The sequence below is a fragment of the Pantoea sp. BRR-3P genome (genome assembly GCF_039621635.1).
GTDB lineage: Bacteria > Pseudomonadota > Gammaproteobacteria > Enterobacterales > Enterobacteriaceae > Pantoea > Pantoea floridensis.
Map to the genome: position 1 here is coordinate 574,289 of NZ_CP155066.1, position 17,501 is coordinate 591,789.

Here is a 17,501-nt window from a genome sequence, read left to right on the forward strand (position 1 = left end):
CTTGTTATATTAACGGTTTAATTTAAAAGTTATTGATTAATAGTGATGTTTGATAAGTAATTATTTATTTCGGCATCTATATTTTCATTAATATATATTTCATTATTTTTTTTAATGTGAATGACGGTGTTGCAATGTTTTTTTAACAAGTTCATGTTATGAGAAACAAATAAAAAATTTGAATTTGTTTTTTTTGATGAAAATAAGTTTTCGCATTTTTCTTTGAATTTAGCATCTCCAACTGAAGTTATTTCATCAACTAAATAATAATCAAATTCAAATGCCATGCTTAATCCAAATCCTAAGCGAGACTTCATACCGGATGAATAAGTCTTTACTGGCATGTCATAATATTTACCCAAATCTGAAAACTCTTCTACAAAGTCAATCTTCTCATTCAATTCGTTTTTTTTTGCATAAAGACGTGTAACAAACTTAACATTTTCTCGCCCTGTCAGGCTGCCCTGAAATCCGCCTGATAATCCAACTGGCCACGAAATAGTTTTATCGGTAATAATCCTTCCGCTGTCTGGTCGGTCAATACCACCAATCATACGTAGCAAGGTCGATTTACCTGCACCGTTGCGCCCAATCAATGCCACACTTTTACCACTCGGGATCTCAAGATTAAGATCTTTAAATACATAATGTCGTCCCGCTGGGGTGCGGTACGATTTGGTGAGATTTTCAATTTTAATCATGAGGTCAACATTGCCTCTTCTCTTGTGCGATAAAGCATCAGGCCGATAAATAAGGTTAACAACGTAAATAAACCTAGGTATTCCAGGCTAACACCGTCACTAATATATCCGGGCATCACTGCCTCACGACTCAGTTCTACAGCATGCAAAATGGGATTCCACAATAAATACGGCCAATACTCTTTTGGAACAGCATGGAGTGGGAACATAATGGCGGAGATAAAGTAGAGAGGCTTCAAGAAAATAGGTAGAAACTTTTGCGTTTCCGGGATAGTTTTTCCCAGCACCATAAAAATTAAGCCTATGCCACAGGATAAAATAATTAACAACGACCAACTTAAAACGAGTTTTAGTAAATTGGTGATTTCAAAGTATTCTCCGGACATATATACAACCAGCATAAGAAGAATATACACAGTAACATAAATTACGCTTTCCAATAATGCGCGGGCGAGAATGGTATCAATCGGCTTAACTGGTCGGTAGTTAAATAATCCCTGGTTTGCTTCTATTGCACCTACCGAGCGCGTGCTAATATTACTGAAGATAAAATAAGGAATAATACCGTTTAACAGAAATACCGGGAATGAGATATCTGGCATGGTGCGATGCATTACGAAACCAAATATCGTTAACAACACAAGTAAATGTGCCGCAGGCTCAAGTACTGCCCAAAAATAGCCTAGCCGATACTTACCAAAACGCGTGCGTATTTCCCGAAAGAACAGCGCCTTGATAACGGCTTGCTGGACTTCAAATCCACTTCTGGCCATATCTATTAAAGCTCATCATTAATTGAAATTTAATACGCTACCGCCCCAGGCTTTACAGCTACCTGTGCACTGGAACGATTCGAATTGAGGTTAATGAGTAATTTCTCAAACATGAGAGATACGCTCAAAAAACAGCCGTATTATACGTGTCTTAAAATTATTGAATTTGCGTAAGAGCTGACAGAGTTGTAAGCATTTCGGTAACTAGAGGAGCGCGTGCGGAAAAGGGATTTTAAGCAGAGAGGAGTAACTTGCTGAAATGATGCTTGATTATTAAATCAGCACCTTCAGGAATTATCATTCGCGCGCCCGAAAATGCACGCTTATCGGCTAATTGAAGCTGCTAATTGAAAATACGGCTATATTCCGGTTTAAGATGTCAAATAATTAAGTTAATTGAAAATATCTTGTCCATTATCAATATTTCTTAGTGGCTATTTTGTTAATCGGCGTTGCAAGCGTCGATTGCAGGGCGAGGCAATCTTCGCGATAATCGCGCTTAACACATCCCTTCCTCGTCGGGCTAACGACGCGGAGGGGATTTTTTTCATCTATATCCGCCATACTTCATGCTGTAGGCGCGTTGGCTGCTCTCGTTCATCCCAATCACTTACCTAAGTAAGTTCATCGGGATTCGCTCGTTTGCCGCCGTCCTGCAACATGAATTATTGAGGGTATTAAACCTAGCCTTTATAAGGAAGAGGACGATTTATGTATAACACCCTGGGCAATCAGTACGATAACTCCCTGGTTTCCAACGCCTTTGGTTTCATGCGTTTCCCGGTTAACTTCCAGCCTTACGACAGCGACGCCGAGTGGGTGATCACCGGTGTACCTTTCGATGCGGCAACATCAGGCCGTCCGGGCAGCCGTTTAGGACCCGGCGCCATCCGTCAGATCTCCACCAACCTGGCATGGGAAGGCTGCCGCTGGCCGTGGGATTTCGATTTGCGTCAGCGTCTAAATGTCGTCGATTGCGGCGATCTGGTTTATGCCTTCGGCGATTCGCAGGATCTGTCAGATAAACTGCAGGCGCATGCTGAGAAGCTGCTGGCGAACGGCAAGCGCATGCTGACCTTCGGTGGTGATCATTACGTGACGCTGCCGCTGCTGCGCGCGCACGCTAAGCACTTTGGCAAAATGGCGCTGGTGCACTTTGATGCGCATACCGATACCTATTCCAACGGTCCAACCTTCGATCACGGCACTATGTTCTTCACCGCGCCGAAAGAGGGCCTGATCGATCCACAGCACTCTGTGCAAATTGGTATCCGTACTGAGTTCGATAAGAGCCTCGGTTTTAACGTGCTGGATGCGGCGCAGGTCAACGATCGCAGCGTTGACGATATTCTGGCGGAAGTGAAGCGCACCGTTGGCGATCTGCCGGTGTATCTGACCTTTGATATCGATTGCCTCGATCCTGCACACGCGCCGGGCACCGGTACGCCAGTGATTGGCGGCCTGACCAGCGACAAAGCTACCAAGCTGATTCGTGGTTTGCAGGGCATGAATATTGTCGGTATGGATCTGGTGGAAGTGGCGCCGGGCTACGATCATGCGGATCTGACTTCGCTGGCGGCGGCGACGTTGGCACTCGATATGCTGCACGTACAGGCGGCGAATAAAGGTTAATCCTTGCGCTTGCGGCTACACTTACTGGCAGTCAATTAATCTGCGGAGGCAACGATGGGCTTACTTGATGATTTAGTTGGATCGCTGGGAAATAACAACGGAAGCGGGCAGGGCAATCAGCTCCAGCAGCTTATGGCTATCTGGAACTGGGTGCAGGAGCAGGGCGGCGTTGAAGTGTTGCTGCAAAAGTTCCAGCAGGGCGGCCTTGGGCAGGTGCTGAATACCTGGATTGGCAGCGGTAACAATCAACCGGTTAATAGCGGCGAGATTCAAAATGCGCTCGGCCAGGATCAGCTGCAGTCGCTGGCGGATAAGCTGGGTACCGATGTGAATGGTGCATCCGGCACGCTGGCGGCGCTGCTGCCGCAGGTAATTGATAAGCTGTCGCCGCAGGGACACGTCGACACGTCCAGTACGCAGGATTTGGGCGCGATGGTGGACGGCTTGTTTAAGCGCTGAGTTTTGCCAGGTTGGCATGAATGCCAACCCTACGTGTTAAGGAGCGCTTTGATGCGCTCCTTTTTTATGCGCATTACTTACCCGATGCAATCCGGTCACGGATATGTTGCGCGCGGGCTGCAGAATCAGGATGCGAATCAAACATTGTGCTCTGATGACCCTGTTCCAGCTTCGACAGTTTCTCAAAACTGGTTGCTAAGCCGAGTGGATTAATGCCGCGCTTTTTCAGCAGATCGTAAGAGTAATCATCAGCTTGAGACTCCTGGGTTTGCGAGAATTGTGCATTCACTAATTTCTCACCCATTTCACCCAGTTCCGACTGCGATAGCGAGCCAATCACGCCGCCAACCGATGCCGCCGCGCTGCGCGTTGCCGTGGTGGTGAGCGCAACCTGCATCGCTTTGCGCGTATGGCCAAGCGCCACGTGGCCCATTTCATGGCCGAGTACGCCTTCCACTTCGTTGTCAGTCATCATATCCATCAACCCGCTGTAGACGCGGATGCAACCGTTCGCCATTGCCCAGGCATTGACGTCTTTGGTGAGATACACCTTGTAGTTGGCCGGCACGCCGTTGATGTTGTCGCCCAGCGCGGCAGCGATTTTGTTCAGTCGCTGCTGATATTCACTGTTAGCGGGGGCCAGTTGGTTGTCTTTATCCATCTGCGCACAGGATTGATCGCTTAACTCCTTCACCTGTGAATCGTTCAACGTATAGGCCTGATAGGCCTGTGCGCCAGATTGCAGCAGCGCGTTGTTATCGAATCCCTGGCAACCGCTTAATAGCGAAGCCATGCCCAGAGCGAGAACGGTGGCTCTCATTTTCATATCAGCATCCTTTGAGTAACAAGGTAAAGAAAACAAACACCTGAAACAGACACAGGCGTTTAAACGCTTTGGTTATAGCTCGCAAGTTGTTCACTTGCTAGCAGACAAGGCTGGAAATGCAACCGAATCGCCGTGATTTAGCACCCTGATGCATGTACTTTTGCCCTGATTTTCATGTACATTGATGTGCGACTTTTTTCTCGCTTCGCCTTATAACTGATTAATTACAATAAGTTAAGCGTGGCGGAGCATTAATCCGACCTGGAGTAGAAGATGCCCTCTCGTAAAGAGCTTGCCAACGCCATTCGCGCGTTAAGTATGGATGCAGTACAGAAAGCCAATTCGGGACATCCGGGTGCCCCAATGGGCATGGCGGACATTGCCGAAGTGCTGTGGCGTGACTTCCTGAACCATAACCCTACTAACCCGCTGTGGGCAGATCGCGACCGCTTCGTGCTGTCTAACGGTCACGGCTCAATGCTGATTTACAGCCTGCTGCATCTCACTGGCTACAACCTGCCAATGAGCGAACTGCAGAACTTCCGTCAGCTGCATTCTAAAACTCCAGGTCATCCGGAATACGGCTACACCGCTGGCGTGGAAACCACCACCGGCCCGCTAGGCCAGGGCATTGCAAACGCGGTCGGTTTTGCCATTGCCGAGCGCACGCTGGCGGCGCAGTTCAACCGTCCCGGTCATGACATCGTAGACCATAACACCTACGTGTTTATGGGCGACGGCTGCATGATGGAAGGCATTTCTCACGAAGTGTGCTCTATCGCCGGTACCCTGAAGCTGGGCAAACTGGTTGCCTTCTATGATGACAACGGCATCTCTATCGACGGCCACGTGGATGGCTGGTTCACGGACGACACCGCGAAACGCTTCGAAGCCTACGGCTGGCACGTAGTGCGCGGCGTGGACGGTCACGACGCTGACGCGATTAAGAAAGCGGTGGAAGAAGCCAAAGCGGTTTCCGATAAACCTTCGCTACTGATGTGCAAAACCGTGATTGGCTTCGGTTCGCCGAACAAAGCCGGCACGCACGACTCGCACGGCGCGCCGCTGGGTGCCGATGAAATCGCGCTGACCCGCAAACAGCTGGGCTGGAACCACGGTCCGTTCGAAATCCCTTCAGACATTTACGCGCAGTGGGATGCTAAAGAAGCCGGCCAGGCGAAAGAGTCTGCGTGGGATAAGAAGTTTGCTGCCTACGCTGTCGCGCATCCAGAGCTGGCTGCTGAGTTCAAGCGTCGCGTGAACAACGAATTGCCGGCTAACTGGGCCAGCGAGTCGCAGAAGTTCATTGAGCAGCTGCAGGCCAACCCGGCGAAAATCGCCAGCCGTAAAGCCTCGCAGAATGCCATTGAAGCATTTGGTAAAATCCTGCCGGAATACCTGGGCGGCTCCGCTGACCTGGCGCCAAGCAACCTCACCATGTGGTCGGGTTCTAAGCCGATCAATGAAGACGCGGCGGGCAACTATATTCACTACGGCGTGCGCGAATTCGGTATGACCGCTATCGCCAACGGTATTGCGCTACATGGCGGCTTCCTGCCGTACACCGCCACCTTCCTGATGTTCGTTGAGTACGCGCGTAACGCCGCACGTATGGCCGCGCTGATGAAAATCCGTCAGATCATGGTCTACACGCATGACTCGATTGGCCTGGGCGAAGATGGCCCAACGCACCAGCCGGTTGAGCAGATGGCCAGCCTGCGCGTGACGCCAAACATGAGCCTGTGGCGCCCGTGCGACCAGGTTGAATCTGCAGTGGCGTGGAAGTACGCCATCGAGCGCGTTGACGGTCCATCGGCACTGATCTTCTCGCGTCAGAACCTGGCACAGCAGGATCGCAGCGCTGAGCAGCTGGCTAATGTGGCGCGCGGCGGTTACGTGCTGAAAGACAGCCAGGGAACGCCTGAGCTGATCCTGATCGCTACCGGTTCCGAAGTGGAGCTGGCGGTGGCGGCGTATGAGCAGCTGACGGCCGAAGGCCGTAAGGTGCGCGTGGTCTCTATGCCGTCTACCGACGCCTTCGATAAGCAGGATGCGGCGTACCGTGAATCCGTGCTGCCGAAAGCCGTTGCCGCACGCGTGGCAATCGAAGCGGGCATCGCCGATTACTGGTTCAAATACACCGGCCTGAACGGCGCAATCGTCGGTATGACCACCTTCGGTGAGTCAGCGCCGGCGGATCAGCTGTTCAAAGAGTTTGGCTTCACCGTTGAGAACGTAGTTAAGACGGCGAAATCGATTCTGTAATTTTGCGTAATAAATTGCGCCGCTACCGGTTATGCACCGCCTGTAGCGGCGCGATTCATCGCGCGCATCTGTAACATATCTCCTACCTCTAACCTGAAACGGTTCAATTATTCCTGCAGTAATAATTTCTTCATGCAAAATTTGTGACGTAGATCCAATATTCTGCCACTCAATTGATCGCAATCATTCCCGTTATTCCTCTGTTGCATTACTCTAGCTGAACCGTTTCAGTCGTGAGCGAGTTTCTACATTTTGCCTCTGCTGACAGACAATAATTCCCTGTACAAAACGGTGTGAAACGCTCAGGCTAATCGGCACGTTTTTTCGGGTGTTGTTGAAGGTAGAGATGACCGTTCGCGTAGCAATAAATGGTTTTGGTCGTATCGGGCGTAACGTGTTGCGCGCTCTGTATGAAACCGGCCGCCGGGCTGAAATCACCGTGGTCGCCATTAACGAACTGGCGGACGCCGCCGGCATGGCGCATCTGCTGAAGTACGATACCAGCCATGGACGTTTTGCCTTTGATGTGCGCCAGGAGCGCGACCAACTGTTTGTTGGCGAGGACACCATCCGCATCCTGCATCAGGCCGAAATAGAGGTGCTGCCGTGGCGAGAATTGAATGTGGATATCGTGCTGGATTGCACCGGCGTTTACGGTAGCCGCGCCGATGGCGAGGCACATTTGCTGGCGGGCGCGAAGAAAGTGTTGTTCTCGCATCCTGGCGGTAACGATCTTGATGCCACCGTGGTGTTCGGTGTAAACGAACAAGCTCTTAAACAAACTGACCGCATCGTCTCCAACGCATCCTGTACCACCAACTGTATTATTCCGGTGATCAAATTGTTGGATGATGCGTTTGGCATTGAGTCGGGCACCGTGACCACCATTCACTCAGCGATGCACGATCAGCAGGTGATTGACGCCTATCACAGCGATCTGCGCCGTACCCGCGCCGCTAGCCAATCGATCATTCCGGTGGATACGCGTCTTGCTGCTGGCATTACCCGTATTTTTCCGAAATTTAACGATCGCTTCGAGGCTATTGCGGTGCGCGTACCCACCATCAACGTGACAGCCATTGATTTGAGCGTGTCTGTGCGCGAGGCGGTGAAGGCGTGTGAGGTCAACGCGTTGCTGCAAAACGCGTCAGAAGGGGCGTTTCGTGGTATAGTTGACTATACGGAATTACCGTTAGTCTCAGTAGATTTTAACCATGATCCGCACAGTGCCATCGTTGATGGCACGCAAACGCGGGTTAGTGGTCATCACCTTATCAAAACGCTGGTTTGGTGTGACAACGAGTGGGGCTTTGCTAACCGCATGATCGACACGACGTTAGCAATGGCCGCAAGCGGTTTCAGGTAAGACGCGGACTGCGTCTGGCAAAACTTATGAGAATCAACGAGAGGGTTCACCATGTCTGTAATTAAGATGACCGATCTGGATCTTGCTGGTAAACGCGTTCTGATCCGTGCCGATCTCAACGTGCCAGTGAAAGAAGGGAAAGTGACGTCAGATGCACGTATTCGTGCTTCTCTGCCTACCATCGAAGCGGCGTTGAAACAGGGCGCGAAAGTGATGGTTACCTCTCACCTGGGTCGTCCGACCGAAGGTGAATACAACGAAGAGTTCTCCCTGCTGCCGGTTGTTAACTACCTGAAAGAAAAACTGAACGGCACCAACGTAACCCTGGCGAAAGACTATCTCGAAGGCGTAGAAGTTGGCGCGGGTGAGCTGGTGGTGCTGGAAAACGTACGCTTTAACAAAGGCGAGAAAAAAGACGAAGAAACTTTGTCGAAGAAATATGCCGCGCTGTGCGACGTCTTCGTCATGGATGCGTTCGGCACTGCGCACCGTGCGCAGGCTTCTACCCACGGCGTGGGCAAGTTCGCGCCTATCGCTTGCGCCGGTCCGCTGCTGTCTGCTGAGCTGGAAGCATTGGGTAAAGTGATGAGCAATCCAGAGCGTCCGCTGGTTGCTGTGGTAGGCGGTTCTAAAGTTTCTACCAAATTTGACGTGCTGCAGTCGCTGGTTAAGATCGCCGACACCGTGATCGTGGGCGGTGGTATCGCGAATACCTTCGTTGCCATCGATAATAAAGTGGGCAAGTCACTGTACGAGCCAGACTTCGTTGAAGCGGCGAAAAAGCTGCGTGATGAGCACGGCATCCCGGTTCCTACCGATTCCCGCGTAGGCACGGAATTCTCTGAAACTGCACCGGCAACCGTGAAAAAGGTTACCGAAGTTGCGGATAACGAAGAGATTATGGACTTCGGCGACGAAACTGCGAACGCGATGGCTGCGATCCTGAAAGACGCGAAAACCATCCTGTGGAACGGTCCGGTTGGCGTGTTCGAATTCCCTAACTTCCGTAAAGGTACCGAGATCGTGGCCAACGCCATCGCTGATAGCAATGCATTCTCTGTTGCCGGTGGCGGCGATACGCTGGCCGCTATCGACCTGTTCGGTATCGAAGATAAGATCTCCTATATCTCTACCGGCGGCGGCGCATTCCTCGAGTTCGTGGAAGGCAAAAAACTGCCAGCAGTTGCTATGCTGGAAGAGCGCGCGAAGCAGTAACTCTTTGGGGGCGGCGCTTCGGCGTCGCCTGAAGGCTAGCCCTTTTTTGGGCAATCAAATCGCAATCCCTTCGGGGATGAACGGTAACGAAACGGGACACAACCATGTCTAAAATTTTTGATTTCGTAAAACCCGGCGTTGTCACTGGTGACGACGTTCAGAAAATTTTCCAAGTAGCGAAAGAAAACAAATTCGCTCTGCCTGCAGTTAACTGCGTTGGCACGGATTCCATCAACGCGGTACTGGAAACTGCGGCCAAAGTGAAAGCGCCGGTCATCGTTCAGTTCTCCAATGGTGGTGCTGCCTTCATCGCCGGTAAAGGTTTTAAAACTGATGAGCCACAAGGCGCGGCAATCGCTGGTGCTATTGCGGGTGCCTATCATGTGCATCTGATGGCTGAAAAATACGGCGTGCCGGTTATCCTGCACACCGACCACTGCGCGAAGAAACTGCTGCCGTGGATCGATGGTCTGCTGGACGCGGGCGAAGAGCACTTCAAGAAAACCGGTAAGCCACTGTTCTCCTCGCACATGATTGATCTATCTGAAGAGTCACTGGAAGAGAACATCGAGATCTCCTCTAAGTATCTGGCACGTATGGCTAAGCTGGATATGACCCTGGAAATCGAACTGGGCTGCACCGGTGGCGAAGAAGACGGCGTGGACAACAGCCACATGGACGCTTCTGCCCTGTACACCCAGCCAGAAGACGTTGATTACGCCTACACCGAGCTGAACAAAATCAGCCCACGTTTCACTATCGCGGCTTCCTTTGGTAACGTGCACGGCGTGTACAAGCCAGGCAATGTGAAACTGACCCCAACCATCCTGCGTGATTCTCAAGAATACGTAACCAAGAAACATAATCTGCCGCACAACGCGCTTAACTTCGTGTTCCACGGTGGTTCTGGTTCTTCTGCGGCAGAAATCGAAGAATCAATCGGTTACGGCGTAATCAAAATGAACATCGATACCGACACCCAGTGGGCAACTTGGGACGGTATCCTGCAGTACTACAAAAAGAACGAAGCCTATCTGCAAGGCCAGCTGGGTAACCCGAACGGCGCTGATAGCCCGAACAAGAAATACTACGATCCACGCGTTTGGCTGCGTTCAGCGCAGGCATCAATGGTTGTTCGTCTGGAACAAGCATTCAAAGAACTTAACGCTGTCGACGTCCTGTAATTATTCCTTACAGTACAAAAAAGGCCCGAAAGGGCCTTTTTTTATGCGTCTCGTCTGGAAAATCCCACGAATTCAGGCCATTTTTGGCGCTTCGCCCTATTTTTGTTTAACCTTGTAATCGGAGTGTCGGAGTCAATCTGGCAGTTTTTTGCATTTTCCCGCGGGAAACTCAATAACAGGGCTAACAAATGGAAGACTTAAATGTCGTTAATGGCATTAACAGTGCCGGTGGATGGCTGGTACGTAATCAGGCACTGATCCTTAGCTATGCGGTCAATATTGTGGCGGCGATCGTTACCATCATCATTGGTATGTTCATCGCACGCATTATTTCAAATGCCATTAACCGCGTGCTGCTGGCGCGTCATATTGATGCCACCGTGGCTGATTTCCTCTCGGCGATGGTGCGATACGGCGTTATCGCGTTCACCATTATTGCTGCATTGGGTCGCGTTGGCGTGCAAACCGCCTCGGTGATCGCCGTGCTGGGTGCCGCTGGTTTGGCCGTGGGTTTAGCATTGCAAGGGTCGCTGTCGAATCTTGCTGCCGGCGTGCTGCTGGTGACCTTCCGTCCGTTCAAAACCGGTGAGTTTGTTGATCTTGGTGGTGTGATGGGTACCGTGCAGAACGTACAGATTTTCTCTACGACCCTGAAAAGCGCCGATGGCAAAATTGTGGTGGTGCCAAACGGTAAAATCATTGCCGGCAACATCATTAACTATTCACGTGAACCGATTCGTCGTAATGAATTCATCATTGGCGTGGCCTACGATGCGGATGTTGATCAGGTCATTGCACTGTTACAGGAAGTGGTGGAAGCGGATGAGCGCGTCTTAAAAGATCTCGGCATTCAGATTGGCCTGAACGAACTGGCGGCTTCATCGCTCAACTTTGTCGTACGTTGCTGGAGCAAAAGCAGCGATCTGCAAAACGTCTATTGGGACCTGATGAAGAACTTCAAGCGCACGCTGGATGCGAATGCAATTGGTATTCCTTATCCGCAGATGGATGTGCATCTGCATCAGGTGAAAAGCGAGCAACAGCTGCCCGCTCGCACCGAGTAATTGAGCAAGAGGCACCTGCGGGTGCCTTTTTTATTAATGAAACTAATGAGTAATTAATTCTTTCAATTTCCTCTAATACTCTCACCTCACTATACTGCACAGCATCTTCTTATTGTTCAGGAATGACACTGTGTTATCTGTTTATTTACAAGGGCTTGCCCTTGGTGCCGCGCTAATCCTGCCATTAGGTCCGCAAAATGCTTTCGTGATGAATCAGGGCATCAAGCGCCATTACCATCTGATGACCGCTGCGCTCTGTACCCTTAGCGATATTGCGCTGATCTGTGGCGGAATTTTTGGCGGCAGCGCGTTGCTGAATCAATCACCCATCTTACTGATGATCATTACCTGGGCGGGCGTGGCATTTTTGCTGTGGTATGGTTGGGGTGCGCTGCGCAGTGCATGGCAAGGTGATGTGTCGTTGGCTTCTGAAGCCGAGCTGAAGCAGGGACGTTGGCGCATTATCGCCACACTATTGGCGGTAACCTGGCTCAATCCGCACGTCTATCTCGATACTTTTGTAGTACTTGGCAGCCTGGGCAGCCAGTTGCCATCAGTGGACGCACGCCGCTGGTTTGCCTTTGGCACCGTTAGCGCGTCAATTATTTGGTTCTTTGGCCTGGCACTGATGGCGGCATGGCTGTCACCACGATTGCGCACCGTGCGGGCGCAACGCGTTATTAATCTGCTGGTTGGTGGCGTGATGTGGTTTATCGCCATCCAGCTGGCGCGCCAGGGGATAGCTGCGTTCTAATGCAGATGTAAGCCGTAAAGTGCGGGCAGCGAACCCGCACTGGCGAGCAGTTCCAGCCGGATTTGGCGAAAACGCATTTCCTGCGGCACAAGGTGATGACACAGTGAATGGTGATTTTCCTGCACTTCAACCAGTAATGTGTCATCCAGCCACAAGCGATAATGCGTGGTGCAGTGTGGCGTTATCGACTGCGCATGCCCCATCTGCACCGTCTCCATCGCATGATCGAAATCGTTATCAAATAACAAGGTGAGTTGGCGCGCCTGCTGCGGTTCCCGCCATTGCCAGCTTACATGGGGATGTGCGTCGTCCAGCGCCGGCACCCAGCAGTTTGTGTGGCGTTCCGGACGTAACTTGCCATTCAGCAAATAATCGCGATGCCACAGCTGCAGCGGCGCTTCCAGCGCAAAGGCCAGCAGGATTTGCTGCGGCGCGCGACGCGGCAACCAAAAATCAAACTCATCAATCCCGTAATCACCATCATTAATCTGACGGGTACGTTTTGCTACGCGAGGGTTGAGGCTATTAAACACCATCATCACGCCCGGCAAACGCTGGCTGGTCAGCGCCATCTCAATATCCGGATTCTCTGCAAAAGCGATAAACAGATAGCGATCGCTATCGGCCAGATAATCAAAATTCAGGCGATAAGCGCCCTGATCGTTGACCTCGATGCGTTGCGCGGCGAGCGGGCGATCGCCGCAGGTATTGGCGGGGTTGTCACTGGTGAGCAGCGACACCTGTAAGGTTTGCGCCCGCGCGGCACGCAGTTGCACGGTGATGGCCGGCAACCGTTCGCCTGCTTTTATCGGCAGCAGCAGTGCGCAGCGAGATGTCATGGGCTGCCATCCTGCATCCGCGGGCAGGGCGCGCAGCTGTAGCGTACTGCTGACCGTAACCTGTGCGTCTCGGGCTGGATTCGCCAGCGGCACGCGCGGTATAAATGCGCCCTGACGCAGCAACTGTTGCTGCAGGTCTCCCACCCGATCCGGCTGCGCCAGCTCGGCGGGCGTAAGCTGTTGCCGCTGACAGATGACGGCTGCGCGTCCCACGACTTCACCCAGTACGCCGCAGGTACACATCACGCGTGCGCTGCCAAATGCCACGTGCGTTGCGGAGATAAGGCGGCCGGTTAACAGCAAATTATCCAGCGATTGGCTATACAACGCGCGGAATGGAATGGTGTAGGTGCCTTTGCTGTGAAACTGACGACACCCTTCGTGTTGGCTATAGACGCCGTCGGCCGGATGCAAATCAATCGACCAGCCGCCATACGCCACGGCATCGTAGTGATCGCGCTGCTCAATGATGTCCTGCTGGCAGAGCAGCGTATCGCCAAGAAAACGTCGGCTCTCGCGCTTGCCGGGAATGAGCCCAACCCATTCAATGGTGAGGTTAGCGGCATCCGGGAATTCACCGGCGTTTTTGATGTAATCCCACACGCCCCAGACAATTTTCCACAGTTCCCACTTAATGGCTTCGCTTTCGTGCACGGTATCCAGCCGTCCGCCCCATTCCAGCCACCATAAATCGCAACCGTTGAGAGTAGCATTCAGGCGTTGGTAGCGCGGAATAGCGCTGATCTCTTTCAGCGCAAAAGAGGGCGGTACAAAGCGGACGGGCTGTGCGGCGCGTTTGGTGTAAAAGTAGATCGAATGCCCGAGCTTGTGGCCAAAATTTTCGCCTGGCGCCATTTTCTCGCCAAACTCGTCAACGGATTCTGCGCCGACACGATGTGCGGCACCGGCCAGATAGCCCAGGACGCCATCTCCGCTGGCATCAATAAACTGCGCGGCCGAAACCCGATAGTGCGTCTGGTTGATAGCGTTAAATGCCTGTACGGCCTGCAGGCGGCGGCCAGATTTTTCGATATCAGTAACCACAGTATTGAGCAGTAAGGTCAGTCCCGGCTGTGCCTGCACAATATCCAGCAGCACCAGATCAAACAGTACGGGATTGCCCTCTTTATTACGCCACAGATTCTCCTCCATGATCTCGCCCATGATGCCGCCTTCGCGCGCCCAGCGGTTGTTGTTGCCCATGTGAGAAGTGGCACCGTTAGCCCACAGGCGTACCTCACTGGAGGCGTTGCCGCCCAGCACCGGGCGATCCTGAATCAACACCACGCTCAGCCCCTCGCGTGCAGCGGCTAAAGCGGCACACACGCCCGCTAAACCTCCACCGGCAACCAATAAGTCTGCCTGCAGCTGTTGCTGAGGAAAGTCGCGTGCATTTTGTGATGAGAAAATTTGCATCATTTCATTCCTCTATGGCTAAGGCTAAGATTGAGTTTTACCCGCCGCAGGTGATCTATGTCTTCTCAACCCAACCAAAGCCTGATTGATGGTATTCGCTGCCTGCAATATCTGGTTTCCAGCGACAAAGCCGTAGGTTGTCGTGAATTGGCACGTCAGATGGGGATGAATAGCACGCGGGTTAATCGGCTGCTGATGACCATGGCAGCAATAGGTCTGACGACGCAGGATGAACATCGGCGTTATCTGCCTGGTCCTGGCATTCACGCGCTGGCGGCGCAGGCGATACGCGGCTCTTCGCTGTTTGCGCAGGCTTTGCCACAGCTGGAACTTCACGCGCCGCGTGATATCGTGGTTGCCCTGGGCGTACTGTGGGAAGATCAGGTGATCTATATCTGGCACTCTGAGCCCGGCGAACGTACCAGCGCCAGTCAGGCGCTGGCTGGCTTTCGTATGCTGCCTGCCTGGCAATCGGTAATTGGCGTGTCGCTGCTGGCGGCTGAAAGTGATGAGGCGCTGCAACCGCGCTTTAGCGATGGACAGTGGCAACAAATTGCTCCGCTGCTGGCGCGCAAGCGTGGTGAAGACCATCTGATTTGGCATCGTGATGACGGTGAAATCAGCATGGCGCAGCCAATCGATAACAATCGCGCGGCGCTGGCCTTTGCTAAAATCTGGCAACCTGATGAGGCGCATCTCGCGGAGCGTCTGCAACAGCTGCAAACTCTGGCGCAGGTTTTGATTAGCCCGCACTAACATGGTCAATTTTCCCCACAATAAATAGATAGCTACCGATACCAATAGCGGCCAGCACGGCGATAAACGCCAAAGCTGGTGCGAAGTTGTCGCCATCAATCAAGGCGCCAATGGCAATTGGCACCACGATGGAAGAGAGCGCACCCGTAAAGTTAAACACGCCGCCCGCCAGGCCAATCAAATGGCGCGGAGCCAGTGCGGTGACAAAAACCCAGGTGATGGTTGCCAAACCGTTGCCGAAGAATGCCAGCGACATAAACACAATGATCAGCGTCGAATCGTCGGTGTAATTGGCACCGAGGATGAAAAGCGTCAGGAACAGCCCGAGGATCACCGGTAACTTGCGTGCCACGCTGGTGGATACCCCCCGTCGCATCATGCGATCTGAGGCAAATCCGGCCAGCAGCACACCGCAGAAAGCGGCGAAGTAGGGCACCGATGCCACATAGCCACTTTTGATGAACCCCATGTGGCGATACTCCACCAGATAGGTGGGAAACCAGGTGAGAAAGAACCAGAAGGTGGCGGAGATGGTGAATTGTCCAATATAGATGCCGACCAATTTGCGGCTGCGGAACATCTGCGCTAAATCACGCCAGCGTGCTTTGGTGGGGTGATGGCCTTGCTCGCTCTGCAGTAGCGCGCCGTTATGGCGCAAGTAGTTCAGTTCTGCTGCGGAGACCCGTTTATGTTGATGTGGCTCGCGGTAAAGCCAATACCACAGCAGCGCCCAAACCATGCCCGCCAACCCGGTGATGAGAAACAGGCCGCGCCAGCCAAACGCATCCTGCACGTGGAACAGCAGCGGCGTCATACAGGCCAGCCCGACAAACTGTGCGGATGAGTAGATACCAATGGCGCTGGCGCGCTCGTGCTCCGGAAACCAGCTGGAAATCACCCGATTATTGGCGGGCATCACCGGTGCTTCAAACGCGCCGACACCCAAGCGCAGGCCAAACAGCGCGGCGAACGTGCAGGCAAAAGCATGCAGTAGGGTAATGAGCGACCAGACAAATAAGCCAACCCCGTAGACCAGGCGAGCTCCGAGACGATCAATGAGAAATCCTCCGGGAATCTGCAAGGCGGCATAGATCCAGCCGAAGGCGGAAAAGATTAACCCCATCTCCATCGGCGTGAAGCGTAATTCGCCCGCCATCTCAGTGGCGGCAACCGACAGATTGGTGCGGTCCATGTAGTTGATAATGATATTAATAAACACCAAACCCAGCATCAGAAAGCGGGTACGACCTGCTCGCATGCTGGTAGCGGTTTGGCTAAGCGGTTGTTCAGTCATTATGCAACTCCCGAATGCCGAGTGTTTCTTTAATAGAAACGATTTAGTGGGGTTTTGGCGAATCTGTTCACCAAACTTTGCGATCGCGGCGACGTTAAAACAGCAGATTGCCCGAACTTTTTGTCAATTCAAAACTCAGACCATCACGCATGGTAATGTGTTTTGGGTTTAGCCATAGTGGCGACCTGCAAATTGAATCCCTCAAGGAGGACTTTCGTGAAACTGAAAGCACTGGCGCTAGCCGCCGTAATGAGCACTGGCGCAATGTCCGGTTTAGTCCAGGCGGGTGAATTGCCAAATGGACCGCATGTGGTGACTTCTGGGCAAGCAAGTGTTGATGCCAAACCCGATATTGCGACGCTCGCTATTGTGGTTAATGTTTCCTCGAAAGACGCGGCGGAAGCAAAAAAACAAGCTGATGACCGCGTGGCGCAATACTTCGATTTCCTGCAAAAGAATGGTATTGAGAAAAAAGATATCGATGCGGCAAACCTGAGTACGCAGCCGGAGTACGACTACACCAAAGAGGGTAAGTCAGTACTGAAAGGTTATCGTGCTGAGCGTCAGGTCCAGGTGACGTTGCGTAAGCTAGATAAGCTGAACGAACTGCTGGATGGTGCGCTGAAATCGGGCCTGAATGAGATCCGTTCAGTGGAGTTGGGCGTGGCGAATCCGGACAGCTATAAAGAGCAGGCGCGTAAAGTGGCGATCGCCAATGCGACGCAGCAGGCAAATGCGCTGGCAGAAGGTTTCAACGCAAAATTGGGTTCGGTGTACAGCATCCGTTACCACGTTGCTAACTACCAGCCAATGCCGATGGCGCGCATGTATAAAGCCGCCGCCGCACCCACAGACACCACCGCGCAGCAAACTTACGAGCAGCAGAGCATTCACTTCGACGATCAGGTGGATGTAGTATTCGAAATCAAACCGAATACGCCGTAACGCTTGATATCA

General features: G+C 52.4%; 15 protein-coding genes. 10 read left to right on the forward strand and 5 right to left on the reverse strand.

Annotation, left to right across the window (positions count from 1 at the left end):
* Positions 1–29: 29 nt before the first annotated feature.
* Together AAGR08_RS02635 and AAGR08_RS02640 are read right to left on the reverse strand one after the other, a co-directional pair.
* Positions 30–701 (reverse strand): ABC transporter ATP-binding protein, encoded by a 672-nt coding sequence (locus AAGR08_RS02635; RefSeq protein ID WP_345828378.1) that lies wholly within the window; start codon positions 699–701, stop codon positions 30–32.
* A complete protein-coding gene (locus AAGR08_RS02640; protein WP_345828379.1) occupies positions 698–1,474 on the reverse strand; it encodes an ABC transporter permease in 777 nt (258 codons plus the stop codon). The genes AAGR08_RS02635 and AAGR08_RS02640 overlap by 4 nt, the downstream gene beginning before the upstream one ends.
* A 711-nt stretch (positions 1,475–2,185) precedes the next feature.
* Between AAGR08_RS02640 and speB the strand changes: the two genes are divergently transcribed.
* Both speB and AAGR08_RS02650 read left to right on the forward strand, forming a co-directional pair.
* Positions 2,186–3,106, forward strand: a complete 921-nt coding sequence (gene speB / locus AAGR08_RS02645; protein ID WP_097096129.1) for an agmatinase — start codon at positions 2,186–2,188, stop codon at positions 3,104–3,106.
* A gap of 54 nt (positions 3,107–3,160) precedes the next feature.
* Positions 3,161–3,565, forward strand: a complete 405-nt coding sequence (locus AAGR08_RS02650) for a YidB family protein (RefSeq protein WP_345828381.1) — start codon at positions 3,161–3,163, stop codon at positions 3,563–3,565.
* 73 nt (positions 3,566–3,638) lie between these two features.
* Here AAGR08_RS02650 and AAGR08_RS02655 read toward each other — a convergent pair whose 3' ends face one another.
* Positions 3,639–4,391, reverse strand: a complete 753-nt coding sequence (locus AAGR08_RS02655; RefSeq protein ID WP_345828383.1) for a M48 family metallopeptidase — start codon at positions 4,389–4,391, stop codon at positions 3,639–3,641.
* A 273-nt stretch (positions 4,392–4,664) separates the two neighbouring features.
* On the opposite strand from AAGR08_RS02655, the gene tkt reads away from it, so the two are divergent.
* From tkt to argO, 6 genes are all read left to right on the forward strand, one after another.
* A complete protein-coding gene (gene tkt / locus AAGR08_RS02660) occupies positions 4,665–6,656 on the forward strand; it encodes a transketolase (protein ID WP_345828384.1) in 1,992 nt (663 codons plus the stop codon).
* Positions 6,657–7,002: 346 nt separating this feature from the next.
* A complete protein-coding gene (epd, locus tag AAGR08_RS02665; protein ID WP_097096133.1) occupies positions 7,003–8,022 on the forward strand; it encodes an erythrose-4-phosphate dehydrogenase in 1,020 nt (339 codons plus the stop codon).
* A 51-nt stretch (positions 8,023–8,073) separates the two neighbouring features.
* Positions 8,074–9,237 carry a phosphoglycerate kinase gene (gene pgk, locus AAGR08_RS02670; protein WP_345828385.1) on the forward strand — a complete coding sequence of 388 codons (1,164 nt, stop codon included), beginning with the start codon at positions 8,074–8,076 and terminating at the stop codon, positions 9,235–9,237.
* A 104-nt stretch (positions 9,238–9,341) separates the two neighbouring features.
* A complete protein-coding gene (gene fbaA / locus AAGR08_RS02675; RefSeq protein WP_345828386.1) occupies positions 9,342–10,421 on the forward strand; it encodes a class II fructose-bisphosphate aldolase in 1,080 nt (359 codons plus the stop codon).
* 188 nt (positions 10,422–10,609) lie between these two features.
* Complete coding sequence (gene mscS, locus AAGR08_RS02680) at positions 10,610–11,485, forward strand: small-conductance mechanosensitive channel MscS (protein ID WP_345828388.1); 876 nt, start codon at positions 10,610–10,612, stop codon at positions 11,483–11,485.
* A 130-nt stretch (positions 11,486–11,615) separates the two neighbouring features.
* Positions 11,616–12,239 carry an arginine exporter ArgO gene (gene argO, locus AAGR08_RS02685; protein WP_097096137.1) on the forward strand — a complete coding sequence of 208 codons (624 nt, stop codon included), beginning with the start codon at positions 11,616–11,618 and terminating at the stop codon, positions 12,237–12,239.
* Here the strand turns inward: argO and AAGR08_RS02690 are convergent.
* Positions 12,236–14,497, reverse strand: coding sequence for an FAD-dependent oxidoreductase (locus AAGR08_RS02690; protein WP_345828390.1), 2,262 nt, complete (start codon positions 14,495–14,497; stop codon positions 12,236–12,238). The two genes, argO and AAGR08_RS02690, sit on opposite strands and share 4 nt — an antisense overlap.
* Before the next feature lie 54 nt (positions 14,498–14,551).
* Between AAGR08_RS02690 and AAGR08_RS02695 the strand changes: the two genes are divergently transcribed.
* Positions 14,552–15,250, forward strand: a complete 699-nt coding sequence (locus AAGR08_RS02695; RefSeq protein ID WP_345828391.1) for a helix-turn-helix domain-containing protein — start codon at positions 14,552–14,554, stop codon at positions 15,248–15,250.
* Here AAGR08_RS02695 and AAGR08_RS02700 read toward each other — a convergent pair.
* A complete protein-coding gene (locus AAGR08_RS02700) occupies positions 15,237–16,544 on the reverse strand; it encodes an MFS transporter (protein WP_345828393.1) in 1,308 nt (435 codons plus the stop codon). The two genes, AAGR08_RS02695 and AAGR08_RS02700, sit on opposite strands and share 14 nt — an antisense overlap.
* A gap of 216 nt (positions 16,545–16,760) precedes the next feature.
* Here AAGR08_RS02700 and AAGR08_RS02705 point away from each other — a divergent pair, with 216 nt between their 5' ends.
* Positions 16,761–17,489 carry an oxidative stress defense protein gene (locus AAGR08_RS02705; protein WP_345828395.1) on the forward strand — a complete coding sequence of 243 codons (729 nt, stop codon included), beginning with the start codon at positions 16,761–16,763 and terminating at the stop codon, positions 17,487–17,489.
* Positions 17,490–17,501: the final 12 nt, after the last annotated feature.

What these genes read in the sequence shown, in the direction of transcription:
- AAGR08_RS02635 (WP_345828378.1), bottom strand. Translation starts at nt 701, where the DNA reads ATGATTAAAATTGAAAATCTCACCAAATCGTACCGCACCCCAGCGGGA.
- AAGR08_RS02640 (WP_345828379.1), bottom strand. Translation starts at nt 1,474, where the DNA reads ATGGCCAGAAGTGGATTTGAAGTCCAGCAAGCCGTTATCAAGGCGCTG.
- speB (WP_097096129.1), top strand. Translation starts at nt 2,186, where the DNA reads ATGTATAACACCCTGGGCAATCAGTACGATAACTCCCTGGTTTCCAAC.
- AAGR08_RS02650 (WP_345828381.1), top strand. Translation starts at nt 3,161, where the DNA reads ATGGGCTTACTTGATGATTTAGTTGGATCGCTGGGAAATAACAACGGA.
- AAGR08_RS02655 (WP_345828383.1), bottom strand. Translation starts at nt 4,391, where the DNA reads ATGAAAATGAGAGCCACCGTTCTCGCTCTGGGCATGGCTTCGCTATTA.
- tkt (WP_345828384.1), top strand. Translation starts at nt 4,665, where the DNA reads ATGCCCTCTCGTAAAGAGCTTGCCAACGCCATTCGCGCGTTAAGTATG.
- epd (WP_097096133.1), top strand. Translation starts at nt 7,003, where the DNA reads ATGACCGTTCGCGTAGCAATAAATGGTTTTGGTCGTATCGGGCGTAAC.
- pgk (WP_345828385.1), top strand. Translation starts at nt 8,074, where the DNA reads ATGTCTGTAATTAAGATGACCGATCTGGATCTTGCTGGTAAACGCGTT.
- fbaA (WP_345828386.1), top strand. Translation starts at nt 9,342, where the DNA reads ATGTCTAAAATTTTTGATTTCGTAAAACCCGGCGTTGTCACTGGTGAC.
- mscS (WP_345828388.1), top strand. Translation starts at nt 10,610, where the DNA reads ATGGAAGACTTAAATGTCGTTAATGGCATTAACAGTGCCGGTGGATGG.
- AAGR08_RS02690 (WP_345828390.1), bottom strand. Translation starts at nt 14,497, where the DNA reads ATGATGCAAATTTTCTCATCACAAAATGCACGCGACTTTCCTCAGCAA.
- AAGR08_RS02695 (WP_345828391.1), top strand. Translation starts at nt 14,552, where the DNA reads ATGTCTTCTCAACCCAACCAAAGCCTGATTGATGGTATTCGCTGCCTG.
- AAGR08_RS02700 (WP_345828393.1), bottom strand. Translation starts at nt 16,544, where the DNA reads ATGACTGAACAACCGCTTAGCCAAACCGCTACCAGCATGCGAGCAGGT.